The following is a 22,147-nucleotide window of genomic DNA, read 5'->3' as shown; positions in this document are numbered from 1 at the left end:
TGCTGGCAGGCTGCGGCCATGGCCTGATCAACAGGCTGATTTGACCGCAAATCGACTGACATGAGTCAGGTGCCGCCGGCCCGCCCGAGCCGTCGCTGCAGGAACCGGGCCGCAAGCCAGCACAGCATCGCCCAGGCAAAGCCGGCGCACCAGCCGGCCAATACGTCGGACGGCCAGTGGACGCCGAGATAGATGCGGCTGATGCCGACCACCACCGTCGTCAGCACCGCCAGCCCGAGCACATAGATCTTCGTTGTCCGCCCGGGCAAAAACCGCGCCGCCATGCTGCCCAGCGTCAAATATGTCACCGCCGACAGCATGGCGTGGCCGCTCGGAAACGAAAGCGATGCCACGTCGGCGAGATGCGAGACCAGATCGGGGCGCGGCCGGTCTATATCGAACTTGAGCACGCTTGACAGGACCTGGCCACCCGCTACCGCGACGAACATGAGAAGCGCCGCGCCTGGCCTGCGTATGAGGAGCAGATAGACGATCATTGCCGCGGTAATCAGGACCAACACGCTGGCGCTGCCGAGGCTGGTGATGTCGCGCATCGCTCCTTCCAGCCACGCCGGTCCGATCGGATTGTCGGGCTGGCCGGCCTTGCGGAAGGCGAGCAGGATTTCGGTATCGAAGGCATGCGGCGTGGTGGCCCGCGCCATCTCCATCAGCTCCTCGAACCCCCACAGCCCGCCGGCAATGATCAGCCCGGCCAGCAGAACCGGGAACTCCAGCCAGTTGCGCAGTCTGCTTGCGGTCTTCTTCATCGGCCCGATCGCAGTTACAGCCTTTGCAGATAGGGCCCGAGCGTGATCAGCGCCACAGCTGCGATGGCAAGCACAATGCCGGTCGCCTGCAAGGCATTGACGCGCTCGCCGAAGAAGACCAGCGCCACCACATTCACCGACACCAGCTGGATCACCGCTGACAGGCTGAACGACACCGACATGCCGAATTCACGGATCAGCCTCAGCATGATCAGATTGCCGAGCGAATAGAGCGCCAACGTCAGCACGATCTTGCCGAGGCTCGGCGCCAGCCCCCACTGTTTGGCAGCCATCGCCGCCAGCAGGAAGATCACCGTCGAAACGCAGAGCTGCCCAAGTCCCCAGAAACTCACTTTTTGTTCCTCCCGATGCGGTCCTACGCCCACCGCAGCTCTTGTTTCCGAAGCGCCGGTCGCGGTCAAGCGGGGCCGATGCTGGATACAAAATCGCAGTGGTAATTAGCCGGCATGTCATCAAACTGTGACCTGCCGGCGATACCGGACTGGCCAGGCAACACGCTCCAGCAATCCATCCAGCCAGAGGCATGCCCCTATGACCGAACATCGCTCCCCTGACGCCCATTTCCGCACCAGCCTGCTCGAGGAAAACGACGGGCCAGGAGCCAATCCCACCGACAACCGCACCATGGGTGAAATCATCGCCGCGCGGTTCTCGCGCCGCGGCTTCCTCAAGGGCTCGCTTGCCGTCTCGGCCATAGCCGCTACCGTCAGCCCGCTGGCGCTGATCACCGCCGACAACGCCCGCGCCGCCGAAGGCTCCGCCTTCGCTTTCGACGAGCTCGAGGCCGGCATCGACGACAAGCATCACGTCGCACCCGGCTATGACGCCGATGTGCTGCTGCGCTGGGGCGATCCGCTGTTCGCCGATTCGCCGGAATTCGATCCGACAAAACAGTCGGCGGAGGCCCAGGCCAGACAATTCGGCTACAACAACGACTATGTCGGCTATATCCCGATCGACGGCTCGGCCGAGCACGGCCTGCTGGTGGTCAACCACGAATACACCAATCCGCACCTGATGTTTTCGGGCCTCGTCACCATCGTCGACGGCAAAGCCAAGCAGGCGCCTCTCAGCAAGGAACAAGTCGACGTCGAGATGACCGCGCATGGCGGCACCATTGTCGAGATCCGCAAGATATCAGGCAAATGGCAGGTCGTTCGCGACGGCAAGCTCAACCGCCGCATCACCTCCAACACCGAGATCGAGCTCTCCGGCCCCGTCGCCGGCCACGACCGCGTCAAGACCAGCGCCGACCCGAGCGGCACCAAAGTCATCGGCACTGTCAACAACTGCGCCGGCGGCGTCACGCCATGGGGCACCTATGTCATGGCCGAGGAGAACATCCACGGCTATTTCTCGGGCGAGCTGCCGCAGAGCCATAAGGAAGCCGCCAATTACAAGCGCCTCGGCATTCCCGAAGGTGCCTATGAATGGGCAGCGCATTACGACCGTTTCGACATCGGCAAGGAGCCAAACGAGCCGAACCGCTTCGGCTGGATCGTCGAGGTCGACGTTCAGGATCCGACTTCGGTGCCGAGGAAGCGCACCGCGATGGGCCGCTTCAAGCATGAGGGCGCCGAGTCGATCGTCGCCAAGGATGGCCGTGTCGTCTTCTATCTCGGCGACGATGAGCGCTTCGACTACGTCTATAAGTTCGTCACCACAGGCAAATTCAATCCGGACGACCGCGCTGGAAACAAGGATTTGCTCGACGATGGCACCTTGCATGTCGGCAAGTTTGCCGAGGACGGTTCGGTCGAATGGTTGCCGATCGTCTTCGGCCAAGGGCCGCTGACGGCGGAGAACGGCTTTGCCAGCCAGGCCGACGTGCTGATCGAAACGCGCCGCGCCGCCGACCTGCTCGGCGCCACCAAGATGGACCGTCCGGAAGACATCCAGCCCAATGCCGCCAACGGCAAGGTCTATGTCATGCTGACCAACAATTCGAAGCGCAAGGCCGATCAGGTCGACGCCGCCAACCCGCGTGCCGAAAATGCCTTTGGCCACATCATCGAGATCGTCGAGGACGGCGGCGATTTCACTGCCACCAAGGGCAAGTGGGAGGTGCTCTTGAAATGCGGTGATCCCTCGGTTGCCGCTGTCGGCGCCACCTTCTCGACCGCAACCACGGCCAATGGCTGGTTCGGCATGCCGGACAATTGCGCGGTCGATTCGGCCGGCCGCCTCTGGGTTGCTACCGACGGCCAGGGCCCGAAGGCCACTGGCCGCACCGACGGTCTGTGGGCGGTCGACACGGAAGGGCCGGCAAGGGCCACATCAAAGCTGTTCTTCCGTGTGCCGATAGGCGCCGAAATGTGCGGCCCGTTGTTTGCGCCGGACGACCAGACCGCCTTCGTTGCCGTCCAGCATCCGGGCGACGGCGGCGAGGACTGGGAGGCTTTCGGCCGTCCATCCTATTATGAGGATTTGTCGACCCGCTGGCCCGACTTCAAGCCGGACATCCCGGTGCGCCCGGCGGTCGTTGCCATCACCAGGCAAGGTGGCGGCAAGATCGCGGTCTGACGCGCAGCCAGGTCTTGCAGTCTCAAGGAAGGATTTCGGCGATACGAAATCCTTCCTTTCCTGATACACGCATCCATGCTGCCCATCATGCGCCGACGAATTATTCGGTGCGCTGAACCACGGCCACATTCATTGTGCTTCGCAACCTGAAGCCAATGGACTTGTATAGTCCTATGGCCGTGGCGTTGCTGGCATAGGCGTGGAGATAGGGAACTTCGCCGCGCGCCACTATCCGGTTTGCCACGAACAGGGACAGCAGCTTGCCCAGGCCGCCGCCCCGAAATTCCGGATGTGAGCATACCCCGCTGAGTTCGGTATAGCCGGGTTGCTTCATGCGCTCGCCGGCCATCGCCGCAAGCCTGCCCTCGATTTTCACACCCCAAAAATCGCCCAGGCTCAAGGCTTCGAGCGTGAATGGGCCAGGCTTGGTGAGCAATGCCAGGGCGAGCATCTCAGCGGCATCGTCTCGCGTCAGACGTTGCACGCGTTTGTCAGACACGGTTTGCAACGGCTGCTCGGCAATCATCTGAACCCCGGCTGCGGTCGAAGTCGCGGAAAGCCCCGCGGGCAGATCAATGGCGTCCGACTGAAGCAGAATGACACTCTCGCCTGGGGGAACAAGCTTTCCGAGCGCCTGCAAGTTATCCGCGTCGTCCGCCCCGGTGGCGGCGAAAGGGACGATTGACGGCCGGTATCGCATGGCGAGGTTGTCACCCTCCGCGAAGGCCCGATGTCGCGTCTGAAGCGCGCTCCAGATAGGGCGGTCAAGCAGGTGCCTCATTGTACCGCATCCTTCGGTTTTTTTACTCGATGGTCGAGGGGAGCCGCGGCGAGGCCGTCCTCGATGGCAGCCAGCTGATCAAGAAGAGGCCCCGAAAGATCCGCGCACAAATCCGCGACGGCGTTCTCGATGCGCGGCCAGACCTCGCGCTTTGCGATATCGACCAGCCGCCGGCCGTCCCGAGTAAGCGAGACAATCCTGCGCCGCTGGTCATCGGTCGACGGACTGACCTCGAGCAGTCCCAATTCGGCCAGAAGCGAGACGCTTCGCGTTACGCCTGGCTGCGCGATGCCAAGGGATTGCGCCAGTTCCCCGACAGACAGCGGACCCAGCCTGTCGAGCGCGGCCAACAGCGGGTACTGGCTCGCCTGAACCGGGACATCCAGCCGGTCGAGCAGGCGCTGCGCCTCCGCTTGCAGTTGTTCGCCTATACGCTTCATCCTGCTGCCCAGGCACAGGAAACCAAGCGATCGTATGACGTCTTCCATAGGTCACTTCGTCTCGTGCGAAAATCGATAACATGATATATAACAATGCATAAAAAGCAAGATCGAGCGTTCAAGCGCCGGCTCCAGGCACGGGCGCAGGCCTATATCGCCTTCGGAAAGGAAACGTTGACCGATAAGGCTGCTTTGCCTGGCACGGCCAGTCGATCAGTTGCGCAGCCGGTAGCCGGTCCTGAAGATCCAGGCGACGATTGCTATGCAGACGAGCAGGAAGACCACCGTCATGCCAAGGCTGACGCCGACCGAAACGTCGGATTTGCCGTAGAAGCTCCAGCGGAAGCCGCTAACCAGGTACACCACAGGGTTGAACAGCGTCACCGTGCGCCAGATGCCGGGCAGCATATTGATCGAATAGAAGCTGCCGCCGAGAAAGGTCAGCGGCGTGATGATCAGCAGCGGCACCAGCTGCAGCTGCTCGAAGCTCTTCGCCCAGATGCCGATGATAAAGCCGAACAGGCTGAAGGTCACCGCCGTCAGCACCAGGAAGGCGAGCATCCAGAACGGGTGCTCGATCGTCAGCGGCACGAACAGCGAGGCCGTCGCCAGGATAATCAGGCCAAGCACGATCGACTTTGTCGCCGCACCCCCGACATAGGCGATGACGATCTCCAGATAGGACACCGGCGCCGACAGCAATTCGTAGATCGAGCCGACGAATTTCGGAAAGTATATGGCGAAAGACGCATTGGAGATCGACTGCGTCAGCAGCGACAGCATGATCAGCCCCGGCACGATGAAGGCGCCGTAGCTGATGCCGTCGATCTCGGTGATGCGTGAGCCGATCGCCGAGCCGAAGACGACAAAATAGAGCGATGTCGAAATGACCGGCGAAACGATGCTCTGCAGCACGGTGCGAAGAGCGCGCGCCATCTCCATCCGATAGATCGCCCATACCGCATGAAGATTCATGACCGCGCGCGGGTTCATGCCTGTTTCCTCACCAGATTGACGAAGATCTCCTCGAGCGAGCTGTTTTCCGTGTCGATGTCGCGGAACTGGATGCCGGCCGCCTCGAGCTCGCGGATCAGCGAGGCGACGCCCGGCCGTTCGCTCTGGTTGTCATAGGTATAGGTCAGCTGCCCGCCATCCGGCGAAAGTTCCAGCGCGTAGCGCGAAAATGCGTCGGGAACGGTGGCCAGCGGGCTGCGCAGTTCCAGCACAAGCCGCTTGCGGCCGAGCTTGCGCATCAGCTCGGCCTTGTCCTCGACCAGCACGATCTCGCCGCGGTTGATGACGCCGACGCGGTCGGCCATCGCCTCGGCTTCTTCGATGTAGTGCGTGGTCAGGATGATGGTGACGCCGTCTTCGCGCAGCCGGCGCACCATCGCCCACATGTCCTGGCGCAGCTCGACGTCGACGCCGGCGGTCGGTTCGTCGAGGAACAGGATGCGCGGCTCATGCGACAGCGCCTTGGCGATCATCAGCCGGCGCTTCATGCCGCCGGACAGCGTGATCGCCTTGGCGTCCTTCTTGTCCCAGAGCGACAGGTCGCGCAGCACTTTTTCGACGAACGCCTTGTCCGCCGGCTTGCCGAACAGCCCGCGGCTGTAATTGACCGTCGCCCACACGCTCTCGAAGGCGTCGATGGTCAGTTCCTGCGGCACCAGCCCGATCAGACTGCGCGCGGCGCGGTAGTCGCGGTTGATGTCATGGCCGTCGACTGTGACGCTGCCCGACGAGCGGTTGACGATGCCGCAGACGATCGAGATCAGCGTCGTCTTGCCGGCGCCGTTCGGCCCGAGCAGCGCAAATATCTCGCCGCGCACAATATCGAGATTTATCTCCTTCAGCGCCTGGAAGCCGGTGGCGTAGGTCTTGGTGACCCCGGAAATCGAGATGATCGGCTGCATGGCTGAAAACGGCTGCTTGAAACAGAGTTGTTGATTTAATCCGCTGAATGTCGGTTCGCAAATCCGTATGTCAATGGCGCTCCTGACAGTTCTGGACATCGAGGTTCGCCGGAATAAGCAACACCCGCCTGGTCGTCCAGCAAAATTCCACGCAAAAGCAGATTAACCGGCACTGCGGCGTTCCGCCTCGCGGCGGGACGCCGCTTTGACCGTCCGGCGCATCAAGCCTATCCTTGTACAAACAAGCAGCAGCCGGAGCCGCCATGGACCCGCTCATCCTGTCGCGCATACAGTTCGGCGCGAACATCTCGTTCCACATCCTGTTCCCGGCGATCACCATCGCGCTCGGCTGGGTGCTGCTGTTCTTCAAGCTCCGCTACAACGCGACAAACGATTCCGCCTGGATGCGCGCTTATTTCACCTGGGTTAAGGTATTCGCGCTGTCCTTCGCCATGGGTGTGGTTTCCGGCGTCACCATGAGTTTTCAGTTCGGCACCAACTGGCCGGGCTATATGGAGACGGTCGGCAACATTGCCGGCCCGCTGCTGGCCTACGAGATACTCACCGCCTTCTTCCTCGAGGCAGCGTTCCTCGGCATCATGCTGTTCGGCTTCCGTCGCGTCTCAAACCGCGTCCATACACTGGCGACGGTGCTGGTGGCCGGCGGCACCACATTGTCCGCCTTCTGGATCATCGCGCTCAATTCGTGGATGCAGACGCCGGCCGGCTTCGAGATGCGCGATGGTGTCGCCCACGCCACCGACTGGTGGGCCGTTGTCTTCAATCCGTCCATGCCCTACCGGCTCGTCCATATGCTGCTTGCTTCGGGGCTGACCGTCTCGTTCCTGATCGCCGGCCTGTCGGCGCTGCGCTATCTCTACGGCGATCGCTCGGAATCGATGTGGAAGGCCTTGCGCACCGGCGTCTTCACCGCCGCGATCCTGATCCCGATCCAGATCTTTGCCGGCGACCAGCACGGCCTCAACACGCTTGAACATCAGCCGCAGAAGATCGCTGCGATGGAGGCCAACTGGAACACCGGTCCCAACGTTCCGCTGGTGCTGTTTGCGCTTCCCGATGAAGCGGCCAAGGAGAACAGGTTCGAGCTCACCATTCCCGATGGCGCCAGCCTTATCCTCAGGCACAGCGCCGGCGGCATCGTACCGGGGCTGAACGACTATACCGGCAACCGTCCCCCGGTATTTCCGGTGTTCTGGGGCTTTCGCATCATGGTCGGCACCGGCCTCCTGATGCTCGCTGTCTCCTGGTCGGCGGCCTTCTTCCTCAAGCGCCGCCACAGCCTGCCTAAGCCGCTGGCGCTTGTCATGGTGCCGATGGCGCTGTCCGGCTGGCTGGCGACGCTGGCCGGCTGGTACACCACCGAGATCGGCCGCCAGCCCTGGTTGGTCACCGGCGTGCTGCGTACCGCCGATGCTGTCGGCCCGGTCGCCGGCAGCCATGTCGCGCTGTCGCTCGCGGTCTATCTCATCCTCTACGCGCTGCTGCTGATCGCCTATCTCGGCGTGCTGGTGCATCTGGCATTGAAGGCGGCGAAGGATGGTGACACCTCGCCGCTGCCGGGCGTCATGAACAGGCCGCTGTCGCAGCCGGTTGCGCAACCGGGAGAAACATCATGAGCTTCGACTGGCCGACCCTGTTGCCTCTGATCTTCGCCGGCCTGATGGGCCTCGCCATCCTGATCTACGTCATCCTCGACGGCTTCGATCTCGGCATCGGCATCCTGTTCGCCGCAGCCGAAGATACCGAGCAGGATACGATGATCGCCGCCATCGGCCCGTTCTGGGACGCCAACGAGACCTGGCTGGTTCTGGCGGTCGGCCTGCTGCTGGTCGCCTTCCCATTGGCGCACGGCACCATCCTGACGGCGCTCTACATTCCGGTCTTCGTGCTGCTGGTCGGCTTGATCCTGCGCGGCGTCGCCTTCGATTTCCGCGCCAAGGTGCCTGCCGGCAGGAAGCACCGCTGGAACCGCATCTTCTTTCTCGGTTCGGTCATCGCATCGCTGGCGCAAGGCTATATGCTCGGCGTCTATGTGCTCGGCCTCGACGTCGGCGCTGGCGGCATCGCCTTCGGCGCGCTGGTGGCGCTCTGCCTTGCCGCCGCCTACGCGGCGATGGGAGCGGCGTGGGTCATCTACAAGACGGAAGGCGACCTGCAGAGGAAGGCGGTGCTGTGGCTGCGCACGGCACTGGTGCTGACCGCGCTCGGCATGGTCGCGGTATCGCTGGCCACGCCCTTTGCCAGCGCGCGCATCTTCGACAAATGGTTCGTCTGGCCGGCCATGCTCTATTTGTCGCCGTTGCCGATCCTGTCGGCAGTGCTGTTCCTGTGGCTATGGCGCCAGACCTTCCATCTGCCGAAGCCCGGCGACCGCCACGCGCTGCTCCCGTTCCTGACATTGGCCGCGATCTTCACACTCGGCTTTGCCGGCCTCGCCTGGTCGTTCTACCCTTTCGTGGTGCCCGACCGGCTGACCATCTGGCAGGCTGCTTCGGCACCCGAAAGCCTGGCCGTCATCCTGGTCGGGACGGTCGTCGTGCTGCCGATCATCATCTTCTATTCGTTCTTTGCCTACCGGGTGTTCGCCGGCAAGGCGACGGATCTGACCTATGACTGACCGGCATCGCCGTCGCCGCCTGAAACAGAATATTCATCTTCAAGCGGAATAACCTTCTCTGGCCGGCCCAGCAGAATCGCCGGCAGAAGAAGGGCAACAGAATGACCCCCTTTTTTGCGGCAAGGCAGGATCGGCTGTTGCTTATGCTGATCCGGACGGTCGCGCTGATCGGCGCATTCGCGCTTGCCGGCCTGCTGCCGGCCATACCGCAGGCGCATGCCCAGGACGCGGCCAACTGGACCGGTGTGTGGGACACGAAGTGGCGCGGCGGCGGCGCCCAGATCAAGTTCGAGCAGACCGGCGCTGACGTAAAGGGCGTGTACCCGCTTTATAACGGCCGCATCGAGGCCAAGGCCGACGGCGACAAGCTTGTCGGCCACTGGTTCGAAGGCGACCGCCAGGGCGCCTTCACCTTCGTCCAGTCGCCCGACGGCGGCAGCTTCATGGGTCGTTTCGATGCCGCCACCGCCGAATGGTGGACAGGGGTGCGCGTCAGCGCCGTCGAGGACGTCCGTGTCGACCAGTCGAGCCCGATGAGCACCATGCGCTCGTTCCTGCAAACGATGAACGAGAGCGGCGCCGACAACGTGCCGCGCGCCACCGGCGGCGGCATGGGTCTTGCCGGTCTGGCAGCGGGTCTCGTCGACGTCACCGAGACCGACCGCGGCGGCCTCAACATGCCCGATTACACCAAGCTTCTGTTCACCGTCGTCGACAACGCGACGTTCCGTCTGTGGAGCCTGCCGCATGACACGATTGCCGGTGACGAGGTGACGGCGACGCTGCCGCAATACGGCACCAGGGTCTCCTTCGACGTCACTTTTCGCCGCAAGAATGGCGACTGGTTCATCGTCGGGCCGCCACTTGCCCAGCTCCAGGCCAAGCTCGCCGAATTCCAGGAAGCGCGTGGCGAAGCTGTCGACATGGTCGACGATCCGAGCAAGCTGGCCTCGCCGCGCGATACGTTCAAGGTACTGTTGAGCGGCCTCACCGAAGCCGGCGATCCGGCACAGGCGGCGCTCGATCTGCGCAACTACAGTCAGGCGGTGCGCGGCGACGAGGCATTTCTGCTCGAGCGCTATCTCAAAAAGGTCATCGACCGCATCGGCTATGTCTATTGGCAGGAGATCCCCGACGATCCGAAGAGCAACACCCCTTTCGTCTATTTCGAGCATCCCACCGGCAACATCGTCATCGGCCCGGTCGAGACTGAGAAGGGCAAGATCTGGCAGTTTACGCCCGAGACGCTCGCCCACATCCGCGCGCTCTACGCCGACGTCGAAGACGTGCCGGTGGCGCCGGAATTCGCCGCCTTCGCCAGCACCGACCCGTTCTTCATCGCCCGTGGCCTCGCCCGCGAGATCGGCCCCAGCCTGCTCACCCGCGCCGGCCCGATGGAGCACTGGCAATGGTGGATGCTCGGCCTTGCCGCACTGGCCGGCATCGTCTTCGGCTTCATCGCCAATGCGCTGATTTCCTTGTTTGTGCCAAGGACGGACAGCTCGGCCTTCTTCCGCATTGTCGAATGGGCGGTGCGCTCGATCGTGCTTGGCTTCTTCCTGCTGTTGACGCTGCGCCCGCTCGGTCTGCCGCAAGTGGTCGCCGCCCCGGTCAAGGCAATCGCCTGGAGCCTGATCGTGATCGGCGCCGTGCCGGTGGTCTGGCGTCTGATCGGCAAGGTCGCCGACCACTATCGCGGACTGTGGCAGGTGCCCGGCTACCACGACACGCTGATTTCGCTGTCCACCGGTGTCGCGCGCGTCGCCGTGCTGGTCGTCGCCTTCCTGCTGTTGGCCGAAGTGCTCGCCATCCCCTACGAAGGCGTCATTGCCGGTCTCGGCATCGGCGGTCTGGCGGTGGCGCTGGCCGCGCAGCCGACGCTGCAGAACTTCCTCTCCGGCCTGACGCTCTATGCCGATCGGCCAGTCAGCGTCGGCGACTTCTGCAAGTTCGGCGACCAGTCCGGCACGATCGAGCATATCGGCATGCGCTCGACGCGCATCAGGTCGCTCGACCGCACGATCATCTCGGTGCCGAACTCGGATTTCGCCGGCATGCAGATCGAGAACTACGCGCATCGCGACCGCACCCGGTTCGCGACGACGCTGCAGCTGCGCTACGAGACGACGCCCGATCAGCTGCGCTACGTCCTGGCCGAGCTGCGCAAGCTGCTGATCGCCCATCCGCGCGTCATCGACGAGCCGTGCCGCGTGCGCTTTGCCGGCTTCGGCGCCTATTCGCTCGACATCGACGTGTTCACTTATGTCAAAACCGCCGACGTGGCCGAATTTCAAGCCATCCGCGAGGACATCCTATTATCCATGATCAACATCATGGATGATGCCGGCGCGCAGTTCGCCTTCCCTTCGTCACTGGAATACAGAGCCACCGACCTTCCGGTCGACGACGAAAAGCGCATCGCCGCGGAGAAAAGGGTCAGCGATTGGCGCGAGGCGCAAAATCTGCCATTCCCGGACTTCAGCCAGATCGACAAATTCGCCCTCAACAACACGCTTGCCTACCCGCCTGAGGGCTCGGCGCATTATCGCGAGACAGAGCCCGACCCGGACTCGGCCGAGGCAAAGGCGACGCTGGAGAAAGTGCGCTGGAGCCTGCCCTGGAAAAAGGGGGGTATTAATCTCCCCCCTTGAGGGGGAGATGGCCGGCAGGCCAGAGGGGGTCGGTTCGGTTGGCGCGACGCGGCATTTCGAGGAAGACGAAGTTGGCGCTCAGCGCGCGGCGACCCCCTCTGTCGCCTTCGGCGACATCTCCCCCTCGAGGGGGGAGATTACCTCCCCACAACTCAGCTCTTGTTGGCGGCCAGCACCAGAACCGGCTTTTCGCTGTAGAGGTTGGGGAACAGCCGCTTCAAATTCTCGACCTTGGGCAGATCGTTGTAGACGATATAGGGATAGGTCGGGTTGAGCGTCAGAAAGTCCTGGTGGTAGTCCTCGGCCGGATAGAAGCTCTTGCCGGTCTCCAGCGTCGTAACGATCGGCTTAGGAAACACCTTGGCCTTATCGAGCTGCGCGATGTAGCTTTCGGCGATCTTTTTCTGCGTGTCGTTTTCGGCAAAGATCGTCGAACGGTACTGGGTGCCGCTGTCTGGCCCCTGATAGTTCAGTTGCGTCGGATTGTGCGCCACCGAGAAATACACCTGCAGCAGCTGGCCGTAGGTCACCTTGGATGGCTCGTAAGTGATCTCGACGGATTCGGCATGGCCCGTCCGGCTGGTGCCGACCATTTCGTAGACGGCCGTGTCCTTGTCGCCGCCGGCATAGCCGGAAACGGCGCTGGTGACGCCCTGGACGTGCTGGAACACGCCTTGCACACCCCAGAAGCAGCCGCCGGCGAAGACCGCCTTCTCGGTGCCGGCGGTGGCCTTCTCGTCCATTGCCGGCGGCGGGATCACCACCGCGTCTTCGGCCGAGACTGCCGGCGTCTGCCAGAACACGGCAGCGGCGGCCGCGAGGATGAGCGCGGCAAGTGCGGCTTTTGTGAAAATCGCCGATCGTTTCACGGTTGCGGTCATGTCTGATCTCCCATGATGCTGGTGTGGATTATACGACGGATAGGTCCGCCGGGCTCTCACATTGCTGTGCGCATCGCCTATTTGGCCGGAGCCATGGCATCGCAGGACTTGGTCGCTTCGGCTTTCTTCATGGCGTTCGTTTCGGCGGCTGCCTTGTTCATGCAGTCGGCCTTCATCGGATCTGTCGCCTTCATCGCAGTCGTGGGCATCGCGTCAGGCGCCATTGCGCCCGTCGCCGGCTTCATGGCGTTTGTCGCCATCGCCGGCTTCATCGCATCTTCGGCCCGCGCCGCGCCTCCTGCGAACAGCGCCGTCGAGCAAAGTGCGAAGGCGAGTGCCGCCAGGGTCGGGCGATTGGTCATGATGATCTCCTTGGGTTTGGCAGGGGTTGACGGCACGCGGCGGCGCCGCTGCGCGTTGGGGAAATTTCGCGAGGGTTTCTAGTTCGTAGCGGCGGCCAGAATCGGCCCGCCGCCCGGCACCTGCACCAGCACCGCCGTGCTGAGGCCGCCCGTCGTCGCCGGCAGCGGCAGCGCGGTGGCGTCGCCGGTCCAACTGCCCAGCCTGGTCAGCGAATGCACGACATTGGCGTGCGGCAGCGTGCGGCCGGTGTTTTCTCCGCGCGCCACCGGCACCTCGACGACGCCTTGTCGGTAACGCACCAGCCAGACGTCGGCCTTGCCGCCGGGCACCGGACCGGCGCCGATGCTGACCTTCCCGCCGGCGAGCGACAGCGAAGGTCCGTCGGCGAGGCCGCCGCTCGAAATCAGCTGCTCTATCTCGCCCGGCCTGGCGCCGACCGCATCGGCCTTGCCGTTGACCACCACTTGCGGCGTGAACGGGCCGGAACGGCCGAGCGACGGTTCATAGCGGACCTGGCGCTGCGTGAATTCTTCTTTGCCGAATGTGTCCTTCCAACCGAGATAGTCCCAGTAGGTGACGTTGAAGGACAGCGCCAGCACGCCGGGCCGGTCCTTGACCTTGATCAGATTGGCGTTGGCTGGCGGGCAGGACGAGCAGCCCTGGCTGGTGAACAGCTCGACGACGGTCAGCGTCTGGCCGGCGGCCGCGCTGGTTGCCGAAAACCCAATTGGCGAAAACAGAGCCAGGGCAAGCCCGATAAGGGCAGTGCCGCGTTTCGATCCGGTCATCGCTGTTCTCCTGTGCGGTTCCATGTCCACACTTCGCCGCCGACGCACGGTTCGTTACAGCATCACCGCTTCGTGATCGTTCGCAGCTGTCCCTTCTCCCCTTGTGGGAGAAGGTGGATCGGCGCGTAGCGCCCAGACGGTTGAGGGGTGCTGGAAGAAATGAGGCGTTGGCGTTCCCTGGAACACCCCTCTTCCGACCGAGCTTCGCTCGGCCACCTTCTCCCACAAGGGGAGAAGGGAAGATGGTCATTCGCAACCAAAAACGCCACCGGGTGGTGACCAGGCGGCGTTGTGACGAGTTCTGGGGCAGGCAGGTGGCACCCAGCCGCGGCCCGGCTATTGTGTAAGCACAGTTTCCGAAGGCCGCTTGTTGAAGGCGCACTTGCCGGTCACCGTGTAGAAGAAGTCGGCATTCGAAATGGCTGCCGGTACGGGATTGCCGCCATCTTCCCAAGCCTGTTTGCTGCTCTGGCCGCATGGCACGAGCGTGAAGATATCGACGGTTTCTCCGTTCGCAATTTCGACGCCGTCGGCGTAAAGCCGGTTCGATGTCGCCGGATCGTTCGATTTGAGCACGGATGGATTGCCGGACGGCACATCCATCCGCAGGTACAGCTGGTCCATGTGGCTGACGTCGATCACCGCACCGGCACTCGTCGCGGGATACATCGTGCTGACGCAGGTGGTTGCGTATTTCCTGCCGTATGAGTCGGTCTGGGTGATCGTGGTGCTGGGTAAGCCGTAGAAGCTGAGCACTGTGGTGGTCGTGCATACTTGCTGCTGGACGAGCGTGGTCGTCGTTCCGTTGACCGTATACACGCTGGCCGTGCCGTAGCCCTTAGGATCGCCATAACCGTTGTATGTGTAGTCGATCTTCATCAGCTTGTTGGCAGTCGTCTCAGCGAATTTGGTGCCATAGAGCGTCATCGTCTTGTTCCAATAGCCCGAGATCTTGTCGACCTTGAAGGTCGCCTCCACCAATGCCGGCCGCTTTGTCACTGCCGACGCGACGCCGACCTGCACCGTGTTGATCTTGGCGATCTGCATGAAACTCGTCGGCATGGCAAAGCCGGCCGAAGCCTTGATGCTGGCGGCGCCGTCCGTGGCGACGACGAAGCTGTCGAGCTTTGCCGTGCCTTCCCCGCCATTGGCCAGGTATGCCTCCTGCAGCTTCACCTGGCGGTCTGCCAGTGACGTGGTCGTCTCCAGCGTCGTGATCGACAGCGATGCTGCATCGAGCGCGTTCTGCATCGAGGCCTTGGTTGAAACCGCCGAGGTATAGTCGATGGAAAAGCCCAATGCGGCAACCATCGGAATAAGCAAAATGGCGAGCATTGGCGCGAACGAGCCGCTCACCGATCTGAGAAATTTGCGTGCTGACAGCGGCATTCCGATCCCCCCAAACGGCGATAGGCCAATGGGGCTATCACGCCGGGCGCGAACTATGCTCTAATCTCATGGATCAAAGTTTAACGACTTCGCCGCGCCGCCGCCGCACCCGCGCCCCGCCGCTTGCCGATGTACCGTGCCCCTGCTAAAGCGCGCCGCATGACCACGCCGATCAAGAACATCCGCAACTTCTCCATCGTTGCCCATATCGACCATGGCAAATCCACGCTTGCCGACCGGCTGATCCAGTCGACCGGCGGGCTGGAGCTGCGCGACATGAAGGAGCAGGTGCTGGACTCGATGGACATCGAGCGCGAGCGCGGCATCACCATCAAGGCGCAGACGGTGCGGCTGAAGTACCACGCCAACAATGGGCAGGACTATATCCTCAACCTGATCGACACGCCCGGCCATGTCGACTTCGCCTATGAAGTGTCGCGCTCGCTGGCCGCCTGCGAGGGTTCGCTGCTGGTCGTCGATGCCTCGCAAGGGGTCGAAGCGCAGACGCTGGCCAATGTCTACCAGGCGATCGACAACAACCACGAGATCGTCGTGGTGCTGAACAAGGTCGACCTGCCCGCCGCCGAGCCCGAGCGCATCCGCGAGCAGGTCGAGGAGGTGATCGGCATCGACGCCTCCAACGCCGTGCTGATCTCGGCCAAGACCGGGCTAGGCATTCCCGACGTGCTGGAGGCGATCGTCAACGATCTGCCGCCGCCGCGCGAGGGCGACATAGCCGCACCGCTGAAGGCGATGCTGGTCGACTCTTGGTACGACGCCTATCTCGGCGTCATCGTGCTGGTCCGCATCATCGACGGCGTGCTGAAGAAGGGCCAGACCATCCGCATGATGGGCACCGGCGCCAGGCATCTGGTCGAGCGCACCGGCGTCTTCACGCCTGCCCGCATCAATGTCGACGAGCTCGGCCCCGGCGAGTTCGGCTTCTTCACCGGTTCGATCAAGGAAGTGGCCGACACCCGCGTCGGCGACACCATCACTGAGGACAAGCGCCCGACGGCACAGGCGCTGCCCGGCTTCAAGCCGGCGCAGCCGGTGGTGTTCTGCGGCCTGTTCCCGGTCGACGCCGCCGATTTCGAAGATCTGCGCGCCGCGGTCGGCAAGCTGCGCCTCAACGACGCCTCTTTCTCGTTCGAAATGGAAACCAGTGCCGCGCTCGGCTTCGGCTATCGCTGCGGCTTCCTCGGCCTGCTGCATCTCGAAATCATCCAGGAGCGGCTGGAGCGCGAGTTCAACCTCGACCTCATCGCCACAGCGCCGAGCGTCGTCTACCGCCTGGCGCTGACCGACGGCACGGTCAAGGAACTGCACAACCCGGCCGACATGCCCGACGTGGTCAAGATTGCGGCCATCGAGGAGCCGTGGATTCGCGCCACCATCCTCACGCCGGACGAGTATCTCGGCAGCATCCTGAAACTCTGCCAGGACCGGCGCGGCATCCAGGCCGACCTCTCCTATGTCGGCAAGCGTGCCATGCTGACCTACGATTTGCCGCTCAACGAGGTCGTCTTCGACTTCTACGACCGGCTGAAGTCGATCTCCAAGGGCTATGCCTCCTTCGACTATCACCTCACCGACTATCGCGAAGGCGACCTGGTCAAGATGTCGATCCTGGTCAATGAGGAGCCGGTCGACGCGCTGTCGATGCTGGTCCACCGCACGGCGGCGGAAAAGCGCGGCCGCCAGATGTGCGAGAAGCTGAAGGAGCTGATCCCGCACCATCTGTTCAAGATCCCGATCCAGGCGGCGATCGGCGGCAAAGTCATCGCCCGCGAAACGATCTCGGCGCTGCGCAAGGACGTCACCGCCAAATGCTACGGCGGCGACGTCTCGCGCAAGCGCAAGCTGCTCGACAAGCAGAAAGAGGGCAAGAAGCGGATGCGCCAGTTCGGCAAGGTGGATATCCCGCAGGAGGCGTTTATCCAGGCGCTGAAGATGGGGGATTGAGCGGGCCGCGCGCTTACCCCCGAAGAAACTCCCGGCTGGAGCCGATCAATCGGCAGCTACAGTCCTATGCATCGATCCTGCAGCTAAAACAGGTCGACAAGTCTAGGAGATCAAACGCGTTAGTATGCCTCTGGTCGTCCACTCGGGACTTTCCCCAAATTTGCTTGCCATTGCAAAACTCTCCACTAGCGTTTGACGGCTCATATCACCAAGCAACACCGTAAAATCGTTCCAGAGTCGCTTCACCTTATCGAAGTTGACGAGGTGCATATTAGGCGAAAGGATTCGCTTTCTCAGATATCCGTGTTGCAGCCGTGTAGATAACCAACCCGACGAGCTCGTAACCGCTAAACTGAGTGTTTATCCACTCGATGTGATCGTGACACTGCCCGACGTCGGTCTTCGACACTTCGGAGTTGGCGAGTTTTTCGTTTTTTAGCTCGAAGCCGATGATCGTTTTAGTGTAGTGGTCAATCCAAATTCCGTCCGGTCCTGTGCCGTGATCCGTGCAGGGGCGCCTCGCATCGAAACCAAGGGTACTGCCCAATTGCCGGATGCCTTCTTCTGCCAACTTGTGGTCGCTCTGAACAAAGGCAGGCGCGACAAGCTCAGTGATACGCCCGATTTCCTTGGTCATCTTTGGCCGCTCTAGAATCAGTAGCCGACGGAGCCCCTCCTCGAAAAACGTCTTTTCCTTCTCCGGGTTTAGCTCTGAAAGGCGAGGCCTTCGGGGTAGGCTGACACGCGCGCCCAGCTTTCGCCTGGCTTCGTCAAACCAGTCATAGCTAGCTTCTTCGTCGCCATTTTTTTGGTGTGCGATGCCAATCCAAACCGAATACCATCCATGGAGACGAGGATTGATTTGAGAAAGGCCGTCCCGGTCTCCTTCAAATTCCGCCAGAGCGCCCGAAACGTCTCCTTGCCACATCTTCAATATGAATCGTGTTTCTTTCTTTGCGTACAAGTCATCGATCTTATTTTCAGCCTCGCGTTCGTCAATCTTATTGTCGTCGAGAGTTTGATTGTTAATGTGCGACTCATAATAGTCAATCCATTCGGGATCCCTATCAATTATCTGGTCTACAATCGATAGAATGCGCTCGTTAGAAACTCCTTTTATGCTGTCATTGAAAAATTCGGAAAGTTTAATTTGTTCTTGAAGAATACGAGGAAAATTCGTCATGTTGCGAACGTTCCGCAGCCAATTCTCCACTTCCCGGTCCGGAACAATGTAGACTCCAAAATCTGTCTTTCCACGGTTGATGCGACCAAATAGCTGCGTAATTCGATTAGCGATAGTAGACATAAAAGCTCGATCGAGCTTTAGGACGTCAAACGAAAACCGCTCCAACTGCGTGGTACCAACGGGCAAGCCATCGACCAGCATTATGCGGCATTGGTCATCCGGCAAATCGATACCATCATAACGACCGACTAGGATAAATGCGCCGGCATGTGACCGTCTAAATGCGTTAAGTCGAGCAGTGAAGTCGGCATCGCTCGACGCTTGCGTGACAACGGTTTGCCAGATCAAGGCCTTCTTTGCGTTAGGTACCGCGACGAGTACCTTGTGCCTCTGGCTCAAAGTCTCAATATTTGTCGGATTCCTAGCGAATTCCGGTATCGCACTTCCGAAAAGTAGAACCCGCTCTCCTCGACCGGCATCAACCGTTGGCTCTATTATTATCGAGGATCTGCCAAACGCTCTAATTATGTCCGCCTTTGAATGTATAGTGGCTGACAAGAAAATCTTAGGTACGGAGTTATCCTCAAGAATTGGCATGAATAATGCAGGCAAGAATGGCGGCGTTACCTCTATAGTGGTTTTGGAGATTGTTATCGCGCACAGAGATAGGCGACCACGTAAATAGTCGGCACTCAGGACATTCGAGGTGTCAGAATCTTTGATATTATCTTTCAATATTTGTTGAAGAGGGTCGGCGTGACGCAAGACGCCCACCGGTGGCACGAGTTGAACACCGCCCCCCGTGCTATCCTCTGCCATAGCGTGCTGATAATTATAGAGAGTCCCGTCCTCATCAAATATCTGCCGAATTTCAGCGGCGAGAGCGGCGAACAACTCAGGGTGTTTGCTACGATGTGCCGTTATAGTGAAAGCGTCTCGAACAAGTCGTTCGCCAACGTGCGCGTCATCAAATATAATAGCGCTCGGTGCTTTTGTACCTTTGAATTTTGTGCGCGCGGGCAGAAGAGCCTGGTACGTGGTGACGCAAAACGATTTCCCTTGTTCGAAATTATCGTCAGAAAATGTCCTGTCAAAATAGGTAGTGGGGTTCGACCCGATGCTCTTGGCTTCTTTCACGGTTTGGTGAATTAGGTCGATCGTCGGGCAGGCATAAACAACGTTGGCGTATCCTTGATTCGCGTAACTTTGGGCAATCAAAACTCCAACGAGAGTTTTGCCGGCACCGGTATACATCGAAATTAGGGACGATTTGTCTTTAACTTTGAACCACTCATCCAAGGCATAGGCCTGCCCTTGCCAGAGTTCCTTGATCCCGGATAATCCAGAGGGCCTTCTACCGAAAATATCTTTGGGTTTGGTTGGCTTCTCACCGCTTGCCGGTTTCTTCAGGTCTCCGAACTTAAATTTATCCATGACTAACTCTTTGTGATTCGAGAAGGGACACTATAGCAGTGAAGGGGAGTATCACAATTATAACTCGAATTAGGAATGGCTTGGTTGCTCCGTCACCGGTGGTATCTTCTTGCTTGAAAAGCTGTGGTTGCGGCCTGCCGAGGATCGCCCGCCCTTTGAGCACGCCCCGCCCTAGAGTATCCTCCACGCAGCTTCGGGGAAGATATCAGTGCGCTCCACCTTCGACATCATCGCAGCGATAGGCCTCACCATCGGCGGCGCTCTGGGCCTCGCCGGCACCTTCGTGGCGAGCGCGCCGCTCCGCGAAACACTCTGGACAATCGACGGCGTGGCGCTCGTGGTGGCGGCCGCACTGTTGACGATGAAATATCAGCGGCAGGGCAATGACTGGGTGGCGGCCGGATTTCTGACCTTTCTCGCCGGCGAAAGCCTGCTGCTCTCCGGCAATGCGGCGGGGCTTGAGGCCAGCGTGCCCTCCTATGTCGGCGGTATCTCGCTTTGGGCGGCGGCGCTGGTCATGGTCAGCGCGCCGAAAACCTTTGCCCTTTGGATACGGCTCACGGCTGTCGTGGCCGCTTTGCTGTTTGTCGCCTCAGTGGGCCTAATCCTCTGGGGCGCGCCTTTGCTGCCGACCTCGGCGCCGCTGCCCGCTGCCGGATATCCCTTCCTGGTGCTCACTTTCATCGGCTGGATCTGGACGCTGCTGAAGCCTGGCCGTTGAGCCCGGTCGGACCGCCCCCGCTCCGGCCGCTTTCCGGCCACCTCTCCCCCACTTTGTGGGGGCGAGGAACCCAGGTCTTGTGAGGCTGCGGCGATTGGCATTTCCTCGCCCCACAAAGTGGGGAGAGGTGGTTTGCGAAGCAAATCGGAGAGGGGTCTTGCTTAGCAACGCTGCGCCTTTCACGATGCAAATACCGCAATCGCCTCTTCCACCCGTTTAGCCGCCATGCCATGTTCCCCCGCGCGGCCGGACAGGCCGTTTCATTCCGGGGGGAATTGCAAATGTTGTCCTACGCTTTCGCGCGCCGCGCTGCCGCGGCGCTTTTCATTGCCGCGTTGTTTGCGCCAGCCGCACATGCCGGCGATGTCACTTTCGAGATCAAGAACAGCCATCCCAACGCTATGCGCGTCGAACTCTACAGCCAGGACCGCGACCATGTCTGGCCGGGCAACAATCAGGATTATTATCTCAACGACGGCGAGACCAAGTCGATCCCGCTGTCTTGCAATGACGGCGAATCGATCTGCTACGGCGCCTGGGTCGACGGCGACGAGAACACCTATTGGGGCGTCGGCCCCGCCAACACGGAAAAATGCGACGATTGCTGCTACACCTGCAGCGGCGGCGAGACCGAGGAAATCGATCTGGTGCCGTGAACTGCCTGTCTCTCGTGTGGACCCATTGTACCCGGCAGGGCAGGCGAGCGGCATCGATGTCGACAGCTCGCAGGAATGTTAGATCGAAAAGGCAACAAAAAACCCGCCTCGGCGGGCGGGTCGTTGGAGCCAATTAGCACCATACCGAGATTAGTAGCATAGCTGCCGGCACAAAGCAAGAACAAAATGTGGTGCGGCGGGCAAAAAAGCGAACTCCCTTCCCCCGCCGCGCTTGGCCCCCAAGAGGGCGAAGGGAATGCTGCCTTGACGCCGTCCGGGCCGCCGCCATAGCGTGACGGCTTCAGCAAGGAGTACAGTTATGGCCGGCATGGTCGAAGGCGAGAAGATCGATATCGGATTTTCCGGGCGCCGCTGCATCCATTCGCGCAATTGCGTGCTTGGCGATCCGCGTGTCTTCGTGCCCAATGCGCCCGGCCAGTGGATCCATCCCGAGGCGGCCAGCGTCGAGAAGGTCGTGGCGCTCGCCGAAGCCTGCCCGTCCGGCGCCATCACCTATGTCCGCAAGGATGGTGGGCCGCAGGAACAGCCGCCGGTGGTCAACACCGTGCGCATAAGGGAGAACGGCCCGCTGGCCGTCCATGCCGAGATAGTGCTGGGCGGCGAAACGTTTTTCCGCGCCACGCTGTGCCGCTGCGGCGCTTCGGAAAACAAGCCGTTCTGCGACGGCAGCCACGCCAAGGCGGGCTTCACCGCCACCGGCGAACCGGCGCTGAAGGATACGCCGGCGCTGGAAGTACGGGATGGCCCGCTGGCCGTGACGCCGACGACCAACGGCCCGCTCAAGCTCGAAGGCAATCTCGAAATCGTCACCGGCACCGGCCACACTGTAGACCGTACGCAGCGCGCCTTCCTCTGCCGCTGCGGCCACTCCGCCAACAAGCCGTTTTGCGATGGCAGCCACAAGCGCGTGGGATTTGCCGGGTAGGCGGCCCAGCGCTCGCCGCCAATCTCGGCCTTCGACAATTGCGCCCGGTTGATGTTAGATCTTTGCTACCGGTGCGTGCAT

General features: G+C 61.4%; 19 protein-coding genes. 8 read left to right on the top strand and 11 right to left on the bottom strand.

Annotation, left to right across the window (positions count from 1 at the left end):
• Positions 1-65: 65 nt before the first annotated feature.
• On the bottom strand, positions 66-767 hold the full coding sequence (locus tag NKH23_RS02195; RefSeq protein ID WP_352716085.1) for a phosphatase PAP2 family protein: 702 nt from the start codon (positions 765-767) through the stop codon (positions 66-68).
• Positions 768-781: 14 nt separating this feature from the next.
• The gene (locus NKH23_RS02190) at positions 782-1,120 is read right to left on the bottom strand and encodes a hypothetical protein (RefSeq protein WP_023679017.1); all 339 of its coding nucleotides are present in this window, start codon (positions 1,118-1,120) and stop codon (positions 782-784) included.
• A 199-nt stretch (positions 1,121-1,319) separates the two neighbouring features.
• On the opposite strand from NKH23_RS02190, the gene NKH23_RS02185 reads away from it, so the two are divergent.
• Positions 1,320-3,311, top strand: a complete 1,992-nt coding sequence (locus NKH23_RS02185) for a PhoX family protein (RefSeq protein WP_352912158.1) — start codon at positions 1,320-1,322, stop codon at positions 3,309-3,311.
• Between the two features lie 100 nt (positions 3,312-3,411).
• Here the strand turns inward: NKH23_RS02185 and NKH23_RS02180 are convergent, their stop codons facing one another.
• From NKH23_RS02180 to NKH23_RS02165, 4 genes are all read right to left on the bottom strand, one after another.
• Complete coding sequence (locus NKH23_RS02180; protein ID WP_352912156.1) at positions 3,412-4,092, bottom strand: GNAT family N-acetyltransferase; 681 nt, start codon at positions 4,090-4,092, stop codon at positions 3,412-3,414.
• Positions 4,089-4,580 (bottom strand): MarR family winged helix-turn-helix transcriptional regulator, encoded by a 492-nt coding sequence (locus NKH23_RS02175; RefSeq protein WP_352912154.1) that lies wholly within the window; start codon positions 4,578-4,580, stop codon positions 4,089-4,091. Before NKH23_RS02175 ends, NKH23_RS02180 begins: the two co-directional genes overlap by 4 nt.
• Before the next feature lie 165 nt (positions 4,581-4,745).
• Positions 4,746-5,507: an ABC transporter permease gene (locus NKH23_RS02170; protein WP_352912216.1), complete on the bottom strand. Its 762-nt coding sequence runs from the start codon at positions 5,505-5,507 to the stop codon at positions 4,746-4,748.
• 14 nt (positions 5,508-5,521) lie between these two features.
• The gene (locus NKH23_RS02165; protein WP_352716093.1) at positions 5,522-6,448 is read right to left on the bottom strand and encodes an ABC transporter ATP-binding protein; all 927 of its coding nucleotides are present in this window, start codon (positions 6,446-6,448) and stop codon (positions 5,522-5,524) included.
• 263 nt (positions 6,449-6,711) lie between these two features.
• Here NKH23_RS02165 and NKH23_RS02160 point away from each other — a divergent pair, with 263 nt between their 5' ends.
• The 3 genes from NKH23_RS02160 to NKH23_RS02150 all read left to right on the top strand — a co-directional run bounded on the left by NKH23_RS02160 (position 6,712) and on the right by NKH23_RS02150 (position 11,737).
• Positions 6,712-8,085 carry a cytochrome ubiquinol oxidase subunit I gene (locus NKH23_RS02160; protein ID WP_353034185.1) on the top strand — a complete coding sequence of 458 codons (1,374 nt, stop codon included), beginning with the start codon at positions 6,712-6,714 and terminating at the stop codon, positions 8,083-8,085.
• Positions 8,082-9,086 (top strand): cytochrome d ubiquinol oxidase subunit II, encoded by a 1,005-nt coding sequence (locus tag NKH23_RS02155; protein ID WP_352716098.1) that lies wholly within the window; start codon positions 8,082-8,084, stop codon positions 9,084-9,086. Before NKH23_RS02160 ends, NKH23_RS02155 begins: the two co-directional genes overlap by 4 nt.
• 101 nt (positions 9,087-9,187) lie before the next feature.
• Positions 9,188-11,737 (top strand): mechanosensitive ion channel family protein, encoded by a 2,550-nt coding sequence (locus NKH23_RS02150; RefSeq protein WP_352912151.1) that lies wholly within the window; start codon positions 9,188-9,190, stop codon positions 11,735-11,737.
• Positions 11,738-11,889: 152 nt separating this feature from the next.
• On the opposite strand, the gene msrA is transcribed toward NKH23_RS02150, so the two are convergent.
• The 4 genes from msrA to NKH23_RS02130 form a co-directional block, all read right to left on the bottom strand.
• On the bottom strand, positions 11,890-12,618 hold the full coding sequence (gene msrA / locus NKH23_RS02145) for a peptide-methionine (S)-S-oxide reductase MsrA (RefSeq protein ID WP_352977000.1): 729 nt from the start codon (positions 12,616-12,618) through the stop codon (positions 11,890-11,892).
• A gap of 77 nt (positions 12,619-12,695) precedes the next feature.
• Entirely contained in the window at positions 12,696-12,980 is a 285-nt protein-coding gene (locus NKH23_RS02140; RefSeq protein WP_352912147.1) for a hypothetical protein, read from the bottom strand.
• 78 nt (positions 12,981-13,058) lie between these two features.
• Positions 13,059-13,769 carry a DUF1223 domain-containing protein gene (locus tag NKH23_RS02135; protein ID WP_352912145.1) on the bottom strand — a complete coding sequence of 237 codons (711 nt, stop codon included), beginning with the start codon at positions 13,767-13,769 and terminating at the stop codon, positions 13,059-13,061.
• A gap of 336 nt (positions 13,770-14,105) precedes the next feature.
• Positions 14,106-15,158: a TadE/TadG family type IV pilus assembly protein gene (locus NKH23_RS02130; protein WP_353034183.1), complete on the bottom strand. Its 1,053-nt coding sequence runs from the start codon at positions 15,156-15,158 to the stop codon at positions 14,106-14,108.
• A 159-nt stretch (positions 15,159-15,317) separates the two neighbouring features.
• On the opposite strand from NKH23_RS02130, the gene lepA reads away from it, so the two are divergent.
• Complete coding sequence (gene lepA / locus NKH23_RS02125) at positions 15,318-17,123, top strand: translation elongation factor 4 (protein ID WP_352976998.1); 1,806 nt, start codon at positions 15,318-15,320, stop codon at positions 17,121-17,123.
• Positions 17,124-17,394: 271 nt separating this feature from the next.
• Here the strand turns inward: lepA and NKH23_RS02120 are convergent, their stop codons facing one another.
• A complete protein-coding gene (locus NKH23_RS02120) occupies positions 17,395-19,743 on the bottom strand; it encodes a DEAD/DEAH box helicase family protein (protein ID WP_353034181.1) in 2,349 nt (782 codons plus the stop codon).
• A gap of 208 nt (positions 19,744-19,951) precedes the next feature.
• On the opposite strand from NKH23_RS02120, the gene NKH23_RS02115 reads away from it, so the two are divergent.
• The 3 genes from NKH23_RS02115 (at position 19,952) to NKH23_RS02105 (ending at position 22,066) form a co-directional block, all read left to right on the top strand.
• Positions 19,952-20,464 (top strand): hypothetical protein, encoded by a 513-nt coding sequence (locus tag NKH23_RS02115; RefSeq protein ID WP_352976996.1) that lies wholly within the window; start codon positions 19,952-19,954, stop codon positions 20,462-20,464.
• Positions 20,465-20,748: 284 nt separating this feature from the next.
• On the top strand, positions 20,749-21,120 hold the full coding sequence (locus NKH23_RS02110; RefSeq protein WP_352977072.1) for a hypothetical protein: 372 nt from the start codon (positions 20,749-20,751) through the stop codon (positions 21,118-21,120).
• Positions 21,121-21,439: 319 nt separating this feature from the next.
• The gene (locus NKH23_RS02105) at positions 21,440-22,066 is read left to right on the top strand and encodes a CDGSH iron-sulfur domain-containing protein (protein ID WP_352976995.1); all 627 of its coding nucleotides are present in this window, start codon (positions 21,440-21,442) and stop codon (positions 22,064-22,066) included.
• The last annotated feature ends 81 nt before the right edge of the window (positions 22,067-22,147 follow it).

The sequence above is a fragment of the Mesorhizobium sp. M1328 genome, from assembly GCF_040318075.1.
Lineage (GTDB): Bacteria > Pseudomonadota > Alphaproteobacteria > Rhizobiales > Rhizobiaceae > Mesorhizobium.
Note: the sequence above shows the minus strand (reverse complement) of the source record. Positions and strands in the feature narration are given on the sequence as shown.

Bases quoted from the DNA above. Each gene is read 5' to 3' on its own strand.
- NKH23_RS02195 (WP_352716085.1), bottom strand. From the start codon at position 767: ATGAAGAAGACCGCAAGCAGACTGCGCAACTGGCTGGAGTTCCCGGTT.
- NKH23_RS02120 (WP_353034181.1), bottom strand. From the start codon at position 19,743: ATGGATAAATTTAAGTTCGGAGACCTGAAGAAACCGGCAAGCGGTGAG.
- NKH23_RS02170 (WP_352912216.1), bottom strand. From the start codon at position 5,507: ATGAATCTTCATGCGGTATGGGCGATCTATCGGATGGAGATGGCGCGC.
- lepA (WP_352976998.1), top strand. From the start codon at position 15,318: ATGACCACGCCGATCAAGAACATCCGCAACTTCTCCATCGTTGCCCAT.
- msrA (WP_352977000.1), bottom strand. From the start codon at position 12,618: ATGACCGCAACCGTGAAACGATCGGCGATTTTCACAAAAGCCGCACTT.
- NKH23_RS02135 (WP_352912145.1), bottom strand. From the start codon at position 13,769: ATGACCGGATCGAAACGCGGCACTGCCCTTATCGGGCTTGCCCTGGCT.
- NKH23_RS02150 (WP_352912151.1), top strand. From the start codon at position 9,188: ATGACCCCCTTTTTTGCGGCAAGGCAGGATCGGCTGTTGCTTATGCTG.
- NKH23_RS02160 (WP_353034185.1), top strand. From the start codon at position 6,712: ATGGACCCGCTCATCCTGTCGCGCATACAGTTCGGCGCGAACATCTCG.
- NKH23_RS02140 (WP_352912147.1), bottom strand. From the start codon at position 12,980: ATGACCAATCGCCCGACCCTGGCGGCACTCGCCTTCGCACTTTGCTCG.
- NKH23_RS02175 (WP_352912154.1), bottom strand. From the start codon at position 4,580: ATGGAAGACGTCATACGATCGCTTGGTTTCCTGTGCCTGGGCAGCAGG.
- NKH23_RS02165 (WP_352716093.1), bottom strand. From the start codon at position 6,448: ATGCAGCCGATCATCTCGATTTCCGGGGTCACCAAGACCTACGCCACC.
- NKH23_RS02130 (WP_353034183.1), bottom strand. From the start codon at position 15,158: ATGCCGCTGTCAGCACGCAAATTTCTCAGATCGGTGAGCGGCTCGTTC.
- NKH23_RS02105 (WP_352976995.1), top strand. From the start codon at position 21,440: ATGGCCGGCATGGTCGAAGGCGAGAAGATCGATATCGGATTTTCCGGG.
- NKH23_RS02180 (WP_352912156.1), bottom strand. From the start codon at position 4,092: ATGAGGCACCTGCTTGACCGCCCTATCTGGAGCGCGCTTCAGACGCGA.
- NKH23_RS02185 (WP_352912158.1), top strand. From the start codon at position 1,320: ATGACCGAACATCGCTCCCCTGACGCCCATTTCCGCACCAGCCTGCTC.
- NKH23_RS02155 (WP_352716098.1), top strand. From the start codon at position 8,082: ATGAGCTTCGACTGGCCGACCCTGTTGCCTCTGATCTTCGCCGGCCTG.